General features: G+C 41.0%; 10 protein-coding genes. 8 read left to right on the top strand and 2 right to left on the bottom strand.

The window, feature by feature from the left end:
• Nucleotides 1–8: 8 nt before the first annotated feature.
• Complete coding sequence (leuO, locus tag PSF42_RS08645; protein WP_125891425.1) at nucleotides 9–977, bottom strand: transcriptional regulator LeuO; 969 nt, start codon at nucleotides 975–977, stop codon at nucleotides 9–11.
• An 893-nt stretch (nucleotides 978–1870) separates the two neighbouring features.
• Here leuO and leuA point away from each other — a divergent pair.
• The 7 genes from leuA to PSF42_RS08610 all read left to right on the top strand — a co-directional run bounded on the left by leuA (nucleotide 1871) and on the right by PSF42_RS08610 (nucleotide 10772).
• Nucleotides 1871–3448 carry a 2-isopropylmalate synthase gene (gene leuA, locus PSF42_RS08640; protein WP_272679842.1) on the top strand — a complete coding sequence of 526 codons (1578 nt, stop codon included), beginning with the start codon at nucleotides 1871–1873 and terminating at the stop codon, nucleotides 3446–3448.
• Nucleotides 3449–3450: 2 nt separating this feature from the next.
• Complete coding sequence (gene leuB / locus PSF42_RS08635) at nucleotides 3451–4539, top strand: 3-isopropylmalate dehydrogenase (RefSeq protein WP_125891427.1); 1089 nt, start codon at nucleotides 3451–3453, stop codon at nucleotides 4537–4539.
• 1 nt (nucleotide 4540) lies between these two features.
• On the top strand, nucleotides 4541–5944 hold the full coding sequence (leuC, locus tag PSF42_RS08630; RefSeq protein WP_125891428.1) for a 3-isopropylmalate dehydratase large subunit: 1404 nt from the start codon (nucleotides 4541–4543) through the stop codon (nucleotides 5942–5944).
• Between the two features lie 7 nt (nucleotides 5945–5951).
• Complete coding sequence (gene leuD, locus PSF42_RS08625) at nucleotides 5952–6557, top strand: 3-isopropylmalate dehydratase small subunit (RefSeq protein ID WP_125891429.1); 606 nt, start codon at nucleotides 5952–5954, stop codon at nucleotides 6555–6557.
• Nucleotides 6558–7037: 480 nt separating this feature from the next.
• Complete coding sequence (gene sgrR, locus PSF42_RS08620; protein ID WP_248466804.1) at nucleotides 7038–8717, top strand: HTH-type transcriptional regulator SgrR; 1680 nt, start codon at nucleotides 7038–7040, stop codon at nucleotides 8715–8717.
• 560 nt (nucleotides 8718–9277) lie between these two features.
• A complete protein-coding gene (gene mutH, locus PSF42_RS08615) occupies nucleotides 9278–9964 on the top strand; it encodes a DNA mismatch repair endonuclease MutH (protein ID WP_125891431.1) in 687 nt (228 codons plus the stop codon).
• Between the two features lie 76 nt (nucleotides 9965–10040).
• The gene (locus tag PSF42_RS08610) at nucleotides 10041–10772 is read left to right on the top strand and encodes a TerC family protein (RefSeq protein WP_248466806.1); all 732 of its coding nucleotides are present in this window, start codon (nucleotides 10041–10043) and stop codon (nucleotides 10770–10772) included.
• Here PSF42_RS08610 and PSF42_RS08605 read toward each other — a convergent pair.
• Nucleotides 10769–11017 carry a helix-hairpin-helix domain-containing protein gene (locus PSF42_RS08605; RefSeq protein ID WP_272679841.1) on the bottom strand — a complete coding sequence of 83 codons (249 nt, stop codon included), beginning with the start codon at nucleotides 11015–11017 and terminating at the stop codon, nucleotides 10769–10771. The genes PSF42_RS08610 and PSF42_RS08605 overlap by 4 nt on opposite strands.
• 163 nt (nucleotides 11018–11180) lie before the next feature.
• Between PSF42_RS08605 and PSF42_RS08600 the strand changes: the two genes are divergently transcribed.
• Nucleotides 11181–12056 (top strand): alpha/beta fold hydrolase, encoded by an 876-nt coding sequence (locus tag PSF42_RS08600; protein WP_248466807.1) that lies wholly within the window; start codon nucleotides 11181–11183, stop codon nucleotides 12054–12056.
• Nucleotides 12057–12084 lie beyond the last annotated feature (28 nt).

Below are 12084 nucleotides of genomic sequence, written 5' to 3'. Positions count from 1 at the left end.
TCGGCGTCCTACGCGGCAGCAGCTTGCTCAGGAAGTTCTTCAACCAATTGGTTAAATTGAGATTTCATCCACTGATGGCCTTTATCTCTAACTGTTGATTCATGCCAAGTTAAATAGCAAGGCAGTGCGTCCCTAAGCCAAGGTAATGTTAATGTACGTAATTTCAATTGCCCAAAGTAATGACCTACTAGCCATTTTGGTACAATAGCGACGAGATCTGTCTGGGCAACAATGCTCAATACACTATTTAAGTCCGTGCCTTGATAGCTAATCGTATGCGATAACTCAGTATTATTATAATAAGGTTTACTAAATGAGCCCATGTTATCCATTGACATAATGGCATGACGTTCATTATTTAATTCAATTTCAGAGATTGAATTACCAATACGCGGATGATGATTTGCAACGACTAAGACCAATTCATCATCAAATAAAACCTGATGTTGGAACTCTGCTTTTTCTAATTGATTATAACCAAGGAAAAAATCCATTTCTTGGTATTTTAATTGATGAGCAATTTTATTATCCATGAAAGAATGAATAACTATATTAATATTAGGCGAAACTACCTTAAATTTTTCGACAATAATAGCTGCCAGACGAATATCTAACGGTGAACAAATAGATAAATTAAATACTCGTTCACTATTTTGTGGATTAAAACCAGCGCTAGGTAACTCATTATGAACTAATTGTAATGCTTGCCTAATAGGCCCGAACAGTTGCTTAGCACGAGATGTCGGCTGAATACCCCGCCCATAGCGCACAAACAATTCATCATTAAACATTGATTTTAAACGTGAAACTGCATTGCTCACCGCAGGTTGAGACATCCCTAACACTTGCGCTGCTTTTGTTACGTTTTGCATCTGCATCACCACGTCAAAAACCGTTAATAGGTTGAGGTCAACATTACGCAAATGAATATCGCTACTGTCTTTTTTAGCTGTTGAAATTGTATCAAAATCAGTCATTTTTTACTCCACTAATATATTTATCATTTTTCATTAACGAAAAGAGTCATTCATCTTAAAAAACCGACGAATATATAAATTCATTAAATATTATTCTTAAAACAACTTATAGATAATAAGCCATTTCGCTTTCCCTGCATTTATTAAAACGACGTTTATATTACTTAACCTATTAATTAAACCTGCAGTATAAATATCATTGTAAAACGTAAATATTCACCAACATAATGAATGATAACCACTTATTACCTTTGCGTTCACTCACCATAAAAATAATAAAGCAATTTTTGCAAGAAATCATAATAAATCGTATTTAGAATCAATAAATATTCTCATTATCAGATTATTTTTTAAATACTCATTTATTTGATAATTAATTTAATTAAAAAGCATTGGCGAAGATGATTTATTCCCTGTACTGAGTCACACTTCACATCAAAACAATAAAAATTACATAAAAATCAATGCGTTTAATCGAAAAAACATTCAACCCTGATTAACAAAAGAATTTTACCCTTATAACTACATAAAAAGCCAGATAAAACGGAAGGGACACACCAAAAAAATAGCAACAACCACCAACTAAAAGCCATAATACATGATTGGTAAAAATATGCTAAAAATCTATGATTGACATTAACTTTAAGATAACGTATCAATAAATACAGTTTGATTAAGATACTTAAGAGAGACAGTTAAAATGACATTTTCTATTCGCCTACTAAGCCTACTACTACTCGCATTAAATTTGCGCGGTATGCTTATGGACGAAAAATAGAAACAAACTGTCCACAAACATGAAGAACCCGCGCAACCCGCGGGTTTTTTTATGCCTGCGGCTTTGGAAGAACATAACACTAAGTAAAAACAAAATTCGATATGAGGAACACAATATGAGCAACCAAGTCATTATCTTCGATACTACCTTACGCGACGGTGAGCAGGCATTACAGGCAAGTTTGTCAGTGAGAGAAAAATTACAAATCGCCTTCGCATTAGAGCGCTTAGGGGTTGATATCATCGAAGCGGGTTTCCCGGTCTCTTCACCAGGTGACTTTGAATCCGTTCAAACTATCGCAAGAGAAATAAAAAATAGCCGAATTTGCGCATTAGCGCGCTGTATTGAAAATGACATTGATGTGGCTGCCGAGTCATTAAAAGTTGCCGAAGCTTTCCGTATTCATATTTTCTTAGCTACCTCCAACTTGCATATGGAGAAAAAATTAAATAAATCATTTGATGGTGTAATGGATATGGCTATCAATTCCATCAAGCGCGCTAGACGCTATACCGATGACGTTGAATTCTCCTGTGAAGACGCCGGCCGTACTGACCCTGATAACTTATGCTGTATTGTAGAAACCGCGATTAATGCAGGTGCAACCACCATTAATATCCCTGATACCGTAGGTTACACTACACCTTACCAGTTTGGTGGCATTATCACTGATTTGTATAACCGTGTGCCTAATATCGACAAAGCCGTTATTTCTGTTCATTGCCATGATGATTTAGGGATGTCAGTTGCTAACTCAATCAGTGCCGTACAAGCCGGTGCCCGCCAAGTAGAAGGTACCATCAATGGGTTAGGTGAACGCGCGGGCAATACAGCATTAGAAGAAGTGATTATGGCCATTAAATTGCGCGAACAAATGTTGAATGTGCATACCAATATTAATCACAAAGAAATTTACCGCACCAGCCAGTTAGTTAGCCAATTATGTAATACACCAATCCCAGCCAATAAAGCGGTTGTAGGCAGCAACGCATTTGCTCACTCATCAGGAATTCACCAAGATGGCGTGCTGAAAAATCGTGAAACCTACGAAATTATGACGCCAGAGTCCATTGGTTTAAAAGAGCAGCAATTAAATTTAACTTCACGCTCGGGACGCGCCGCTGTTAAGCACCGTATGGAGGAAATGGGGTATCACGAAGGTAAAGATTTCAAATTGGATGAATTGTATACTGCATTTTTGAATTTAGCCGATAAAAAAGGCCAAGTCTTTGACTATGACTTAGAAGCTTTGGCTTTCTTTACGAAACAACAAGATGAAACCGATCACTTCGTAATGGACTATTTCAGTACACAATCAGGCTCAAGTATCGTCGCAACAGCGACCGTCAAAATGCAATGTGGCGACGAAGTAAAATCTGAAGCGGCAACCGGTAATGGCCCCGTTGATGCCATTTATCAAGCCATCAGCAACATTACTCAATACCCTATGAAATTAGTCTCTTATCAGTTGTCAGCTAAAGGCCACGGTGAAAATGCATTAGGCCAAGTGGATATCGTGGTGGAATGCCATAACCGTAAGTTCCACGGGATGGGGTTAGCGACAGATATCGTCGAATCATCAGCAAAAGCTATGGTGCATGTGCTGAATAGCATCTGGCGCTCTGAGCAAGTTGAAAAAGAAAAACAAAAAATAAATCAAGAATCACAATCAAACACAAAGGAAGCTGTTTAACAATGTCTAGTTATAAAATTGCCGTATTACCGGGTGATGGCATCGGTCCAGAAGTGATGGCGCAAGCTCACAAGGTTTTAGCTGCTATCAGCAAACGTTTTGCAATAACAATCAACACCACTGAGTATGATGTTGGCGGTGCGGCAATCGACAATCACGGCGAACCATTACCACAGGCTACCGTAAAAGGGTGTGAAGAGGCTGACGCGGTGTTATTTGGTTCTGTTGGTGGACCTAAATGGGAACATCTGCCACCCGATAGCCAACCTGAACGTGGCGCATTATTACCTTTACGTAAGCATTTTAAATTATTCAGTAATTTACGCCCTGCTCGCTTATATCAGGCATTGGAAGCATTCTGCCCATTGCGTGCAGACATCGCAGCTCAAGGCTTTGATATTCTTTGTGTACGTGAATTAACCGGTGGGATTTACTTCGGTCAACCAAAAGGCCGTAAAGGCGAAGGCCAAGAAGAGTACGCATTTGATACTGAAGTTTATCACCGCTATGAAATCGAGCGTATTGCACGTATTGCGTTTGAATCTGCTCGTAAACGTAATAACAAAGTCACATCAATTGACAAAGCAAACGTGTTACAAAGCTCAGTATTATGGCGTGAAGTGGTCAATCACATCGCAAAAGAATATCCCGATGTTGAAGTCAGCCATATGTATATTGATAACGCGGCAATGCAAATGATCAAAGCCCCATCTCAGTTTGATGTGGTGTTATGCTCTAACTTGTTCGGCGATATTATTTCCGATGAGTGTGCGATGATCACCGGCTCTATGGGTATGCTGCCTTCTGCGAGCCTGAATGCGGATGGTTTTGGTTTATACGAACCCGCGGGCGGCTCTGCGCCAGATATTGCTGGAAAAAATATTGCTAACCCAATCGCACAAATTTTATCTGCCTCCATGCTGTTAAGATTTAGCTTAAACCAAGCCGATGCCGCAGATGCCATTGAGCGCGCAGTGAATAAAGCCTTAGAAGACGGCTATAGAACATCAGATTTAGCCGGTACAGGCAAATCCATAAGTACCAGTGAAATGGGCGATATCATTGCTCGTTATATTGCAGAAGGGGTTTAACATGGCCAAGACTTTATATCAAAAATTGTATGATGCCCACGTTGTCCGTGAGGTCGAAAATGAAATCCCTTTGATTTATATCGATCGCCATTTGGTGCATGAAGTGACATCACCCCAAGCCTTTGACGGTTTGAGAACTAAAAACCGCCCGTTGCACCAGCCAAGTAAAACATTTGCAACAATGGATCACAACGTATCGACACAAACCAAAGATATCAATGCTTGTGGTGATATGGCCCGCATTCAAATGCAAGAATTAATGAAGAACTGTAAAGAGTTCGGCGTAACTTTGTATGATTTGAATCACCCATACCAAGGTATTGTCCATGTGATGGGGCCTGAGCAAGGTATTACTTTGCCCGGTATGACCATTGTATGTGGGGATTCCCACACCGCGACTCACGGCGCATTTGGCTCATTAGCCTTTGGTATCGGAACGTCTGAAGTTGAGCACGTAATGGCGACTCAAACGCTGAAACAAGCACGTGCTAAAACGATGAAAATTGAAGTCGTTGGCAAAGCGCCTGCAGGCATTACCGCAAAAGATATCGTTTTAGCGATTATCGGTACAACGGGCAGCGCAGGCGGTACTGGCTATATTGTTGAGTTTTGTGGTGAAGCCATCGAAAACTTGAGTATGGAAGGCCGTATGACGGTGTGTAATATGGCCATTGAGTTAGGCGCAAAAGCGGGGATCATCGCACCGGATGAAACCACTTTTGCCTATATGAAAGGTCGCCAATTTGCCCCTAAAGGCCAGCAATGGGACGATGCGGTTGCTTATTGGAAAACATTAAAAACGGATGATGATGCACAATTTGATAAAGTCATCACTATTCAAGCAAGTAGCATCGCGCCACAAGTCACTTGGGGAACTAACCCAGGGCAAGTTATTGCCATCAACCAACCGATCCCTGCTCCTGAGTCATTTGCAGACCCTGTTGAGCGAGCTTCCGCTGAGAAAGCATTAGCTTACATGGGATTAGAGTCTGGCATTAAATTATCTGACGTAAAAATTGATAAAGTCTTTATTGGTTCATGTACGAATTCACGCATTGAAGACTTACGTGCTGCCGCTGCAATTGCCAAAGGCAAAAAAGTAGCTAGTGGCGTACAAGCTATTGTTGTTCCGGGATCTGGCCCAGTTAAAGCCCAAGCAGAACAAGAAGGTTTGGATAAAATCTTTATTGATGCAGGCTTTGAATGGCGTTTGCCGGGCTGCTCCATGTGTTTAGCAATGAATAATGACCGTTTAAACCCAGGCGAGCGCTGTGCATCAACCAGTAACCGTAACTTTGAAGGCCGCCAAGGTCGCGCTGGTCGTACTCACTTGGTTAGCCCAGCAATGGCAGCTGCCGCAGCGATTAATGGCCATTTTGCTGATGTACGTGATATTCAAATCTAAGGAGAAAATGATGGAAAAGTTTATTACACACGTCGGGATTGTCGCTCCTTTAGATGCAGCAAATGTGGATACTGATGCCATTATCCCTAAGCAATTTTTACAAAAAGTGACTCGCACAGGTTTTGGCCAACATTTGTTTAATGACTGGCGTTTTTTAGATGAAAACGGGCAACAGCCTAATCCTGATTTCGTATTAAATAAACCGGTTTTCAAAGGGGCAAGTATTTTATTAGCTCGTGAAAACTTTGGTTGTGGCTCATCTCGTGAGCACGCGCCTTGGGCATTAACTGACTTTGGCATTCAAGTGGTTATCGCCCCAAGTTTTGCTGATATTTTTTATGGTAACTCGTTCAATAACCAATTATTACCAATTAAATTAAGTGAAAGCGAAGTCGATGAACTGTTCAATTATGTCAATGCTCATGAGGGCTGCCAGTTTACAGTAGACTTAGAAGCTCAAACCGTGACCGCAGGAGATAAAACCTATCATTTTGAAATCGACAGCTTCCGCCGCCACTGCATGATGAATGGTTTGGATAGTATTGGTTTGACACTGCAACATGTCGACCAAATTAAAGATTTTGAAAGCAAGATCCCATCCTTTATGCAATAAATCCTTTTCTACGCCTACTTTGGTGGGCGTAGTTCCTCTTTTAGCTCTAATTCTCCAACTAAACCGCCTACTTCGCACCAAAAATGCGGAATTAATCCATCACTAAAAATTTACAATCCAAAATCACTTCCCCATTAATTTCTTCCTGTATAATTAATAACAAAATAATATTTTTGCTTTTAACTGAACAATTTTTTCTAAATAGTTTGTGTTGTGGCAAGGCGGCAAACGAGGATATCCCTAGGAGCATACACCAGTATGTGACTAGGGTAGCGGAGTGAAGCCAACACAGCCACGGCGCAAAATATGACGAAAAAATAAAAAAAAGCCGGTAAAAACCGGCTCGGTGATAAACACCATTACTCTAAATGGGGGAGTCGGCCTGCAACATGCAGACCAAACGAGCTACTTACTGCCTTCTATTATCGTGAGATTTTAGGAAATTAAAATTGATGTATTTTTTGCCGGAGTTCCTCTTTTATGTCTAATTCACGATTACAAACCCAATTTATTCGTCTCTGGCAGCACTTTAAAGGCCAAGACAGTGAAACCACCTTACAGGATATTGCTGATACGCTGTTTTGCTCTCGCCGTCATGTTCGGACGCTGCTTAATAATATGCAATCACAGGGTTGGCTTAGCTGGCAGGCAGAGTCTGGTCGAGGAAAACGCTCCACTCTTATTTTTCATGTTAATGGCTTAGAGCTACAGCAGGCACAGGCTGAACAATTACTCAAAGAAGAAAGTATTGAAAAATTAGTTGCACTGGTTGGTGATAAAGAAACTATTCGCCAAATGGTATTATCTGAATTGGAACGCAGCTATCGACAAGGTAAAAACCTATTACGGATTATTTATTATCGTGATTTCCCAACACTGCTTCCCGGTGCGCCAATGCGCCGCTCAGAAATTCACTTGATGAGCCAAATATTTAATGGCCTTACCCATATAAATGAGGAAAAAGGGGAAGTGGAAAATGGCCTTGCCCACCATTGGCAGTCTATCAGTGAGACCCAATGGCGTTTCTATTTACGCCCCGCTATTTATTTCCATCATGGGCGAGAGATGGTTGCTGACGATATTATCTATTCCCTTTTACGCTTAAAAACCTGTTGGCCTCTGTTCTCTCATATACAATCCGTCAGCTCACCACACCCTTATGTTATTGATATCACGTTAAGTGAGCCTGATAAACAGCTGCCTTGGTTGTTAGGCAGTCATCATGCGGCTATTTTACCGAAAGAGTGGAAGAGCCTCGAGAACTTTAGCCGTTGCCCAATCGGTACTGGCCCTTATCAAGTAGAAAAAAACTTGCCACAAAAGCTGACTATCACAGCTTTTGACCGCTATTTTGGTTATCGTGCGCTACTTGATGAAGTGACTATTTGGGTGGTTCCTGAACTCTCAGAACAAATGGTTTGCACCACATTAAAAATGGATGGTGATAAGCACCATAATGGCTCCCTCGAAAGCCGTATGGAAGAAGGCTGCTATTTTCTGTTAATGGACCAGCGTTCACCTATTACTCAGCGTGAGGATGTCCGTAAGTGGTTGTGTAGCTTTTTAACCCCTGTGAACCTTCTTGCTCATTGCGAACCCTTTTACCAGCGCCATTGGGCGCCCGCTTATGGTTTATTGCTCCATTGGCACCACAGTAAAATGCTCACGTTATTCCCTAAGCCTAATGATTTGACTGAACTGACAGTGACTTTTTATCGCAACCACCATGAGTTCTATGCGATTAGCCAAATCATGAAACGCGTGTTACAAACACAAGGGGTGGAACTCAAGGTCAATATTATTGATTACGATGATTGGTTTAATGGCAATGGGCAAAGTGATATCTGGTTGGCAACCGCTAACTTTTTTAAACCGCTTGAGTTTTCCATTTTTGCTACCTTGTACGAAATGCCGTTATTACGCCAATGCCTTAATAATCCCCTTAGTGATGAACTTAATCTATGGCGGAATAACCAATTAGATGTTGAAGCTTGGTGTGAAAGCTTAATTGACTCACAAATTTTTCACCCCATCTTTCATCATTGGCTTGAACTACAAGGCCAAAACACCATGCGCGGTGTAAGGATGAACACCTTTGGCTGGTTTGATTTTAAATCCGCCTGGTTTAAACCATCTGAGGATAACCTAGCAAAATATTGATAGTTATAAACAGGCAAAATGAATAATAAGGATGTTATTCACTTTTTCTGTGGATATCCATGTGAACAACCTCATGGTAATCAGGGTATATCCCCAAGTCACTTTTTTATCAAAAAAAATAAAAATTAAATAACTACTGATAAATCAAATAAATAAATAACAAAAAATCCGTTTATCCACTGATTGTTTTTTTGACTAAAATGCTTAAGACTTCAACTGAGCAAAGATCAAACAACGTTGTATTTATCCACAAGATATGTGCTTAACTTACTCACATTCTGTGATTCTCGTCATAAAAACCGTTTCGTCAAGGCTGTAAATACACACAGTAATCTCGATTTTTCACAGTTATCCAGAAATCCTGTGGATAACCTAGTGCATGATCCTGTGATTATCTTGGGATGAACTTGAATAACCTCTGTAATAATTTATAATTTAGATAGACAAATAATATTATATTCATATATATCATATAGTTAAAAACACCATGGAAAAAGTGTTATACTTCTTAGGTTATATGTATTTCCACTGGCTATTTTTTATACATTATTATTTAAACCATGACGCCATTTATTGCACCACCACCACCTGATAACGAAGCAACCTTAATGAGCCGAGCGCAAGCTCTTGCTGGCTATACGCTAGGTGAGCTTGCCCAACATGCGGCGATCCCTATTCCCCCTGATCTCAAGCGCGATAAAGGCTGGGTTGGCATGCTATTGGAGTATTATTTAGGTGCGAGCGCGGGCAGTAAGGCAGAGCAAGACTTCGCCCATATTGGTATTGAATTAAAAACGATCCCGATTGACCGTCATGGTGCGCCACTCGAAACCACCTTTGTTTCTGTTGCGCCATTAACGGGAAATAGCGGCTTAACATGGGAAAATAGCCATGTTCGCCGCAAACTGTCCCGAATTTTATGGTTCCCTATCGAAGGGGAAAGACAAATTCCACTTTCACAGCGCAGAGTCGCAAACCCATTAATTTGGAGCCCTTCTCCGTTAGAAGAGCAATTATTACGGCAAGATTGGGAAGAGTTAATGGATCTCATTGTGTTAGGCAAAGTTGAAAGCATCACTGCACGTTATGGGCAGGTATTACAAATTCGCCCTAAAGCAGCAAACAATAAAGCACTCACTGAAGCTATTGGGGAGTTTGGTCAACCCATTATGACGCTACCACGTGGTTTTTATCTCAAAAAAGATTTTACCGCGCCCTTATTAGCACGGCATTTTAATATACGTTAGTCGCTAACCATCGCCTGTACCTGAGCAGACGATAAATAATTATCACTGTTTAATTCGTTAATTAGAAGGTACCAAGATGTTTGAGTGGATACTAGACCCCAATGCCTGGATGGCATTAGCCACACTAACCCTATTAGAAATTGTCCTAGGCATCGACAATATTATTTTCCTCAGTATTGTGGTGAGCAGACTTCCTGACCACCAGCAAAATAGTGCCAGACGGACTGGGCTTATTGCTGCAATGGTGATGCGCCTGACGTTACTGGCTTCTATTGCGTGGTTATCTCGCCTTACTACCCCACTTTTTACGGTTGCTGACCATGTGGTCTCCGCACGCGATCTCATATTATGCGCAGGCGGTATATTCCTTATTTGGAAGGCAAGCCAAGAAATTTTTGAAACCATTGAAGGAGAAGGTGAAAGTCATCTGGCGAACAAAAGAGTGAGCTCATTTTGGGGGGCTATCATACAAATCGCTTTATTAGACATTATCTTCAGTTTAGATTCCGTGATCACCGCAGTGGGGCTTTCAGACCATTTATTTATCATGATGGCAGCGGTTGTTATCGCGGTACTCATTATGATGCTTGCAGCCAAACCTATTGGTGACTTTGTTGAACGTTACCCTTCCGTCAAAATCTTGGCCTTATCATTTTTGATTTTAGTTGGCTTCACATTGCTGCTTGAAAGTGTTCAAGTCCATGTTTCTAAAGGCTACATTTATTTTGCTATGTTTTTTTCTATGGCAGTGCAAGTTCTCAATATCTTGCGCAGCAAAAAATGGAAAACCAGAAACCAAACCGATTAAGATGACAATCTAATCACCTGTTTAGCCGCTAAAATAGCCCCCTCTACCGCGTTTTTCGCTTGTGGGCTATTTTTCCAGCAACTTGAGCCTGTTAATGCGGCACCAGAGCTCAAAATTTCATCATAGGAGGCTTCACTCAATTGTGCGAGTGAGCTAAAACCCATTTGTTCCAAGCGGCTAATTACCGTGGGTCCGACACCCTTGACGGCCAATAAAATCTCTTTTTCTGATTCGGAAAATGCCATTTGACGATCCTCTTGTGAATGAATTTATATTTATTAAGCTAATATTTTGCATTTTACCTATTTAATACTTTAAAATTGCAACTATAACAATGCCAGTTTTAATAATTATTAACTGACCTATCTTATCACCCCATCTGTACCTGCTTTGTGTTAGGAATTCACCATGTATAACGCACCACTGACTAACCCACATCAACACACGATGCAATTACCTGATAGCCGACAATTTTGCTGGTTTGAATCAGGTCCTAAAACAGGCTTCCCTGTTATTTTTTGTACCGGTGCGGGCATGAGTGGTTCATTAGGATTTGGTTTGGATTTACTCGAACGACTAAACATTCGTTTGATTGTTCCTGAACGTGCGGGGCTTGGTGACTCAACATTTCACCCTGAAAAATCATTAAAAAATTTTGCTCTGGATGTTCAAGCGCTGTTAGATGAGCAATCTATTACTCAATATTCTGTCGTCGGTTTTTCTCAAGGTGCTGTTTTTGCCATGGCTATCGCTCACTATTGCCAACCTATTTCACTGTCTATCGTGTCAGGGCAAGACCAATTTGAATACCCTGCAACTCGTGCAATACTCAGTGCTGATATCGTGAACATGCAAGAGCAAGCCCTTAACAGCCCTGAAGCGCTGTCCGATTGGCTATTAAAAAATGTCACTGGCGAGTGGCTGTTGGCATTTATTCTTAATTGCAGCGCAGAAATCGACCAACAACTCTACAATGAAGAACATTTCCTTGAAGCATATAGCCATTGCATGCGACGTGCTTTCGCCCAAGGCAACCAAGGTTATGTTCAAGACTTATTGATTGCATTACAGAACTGGGAATTCACCCCTGAAACGACCCGCGTGCCTGTCTCTTTATGGTATGGCGAACTCGATATGAGCACTGTTCATTCCCCTGATTTTGGCAAAATATTAGCCGGCCGTTTTCCCAATTGCCGACATCATTTGTTAAGTCATGAGGGAGGCTCCCTACTGTGGACACAAGCGGAAGCTATTTTAACCGATATTCAGCAGCACGCCGCATAAACAAAAACCGCGATGAGTTATTCATCGC

This window comes from Providencia sp. PROV032, assembly GCF_028484875.1.
Lineage (GTDB): Bacteria > Pseudomonadota > Gammaproteobacteria > Enterobacterales > Enterobacteriaceae > Providencia > Providencia rettgeri_E.
The sequence above is the reverse complement of the archived record's forward strand: the minus strand, read 5'-3'. Positions and strand labels throughout refer to the sequence as shown.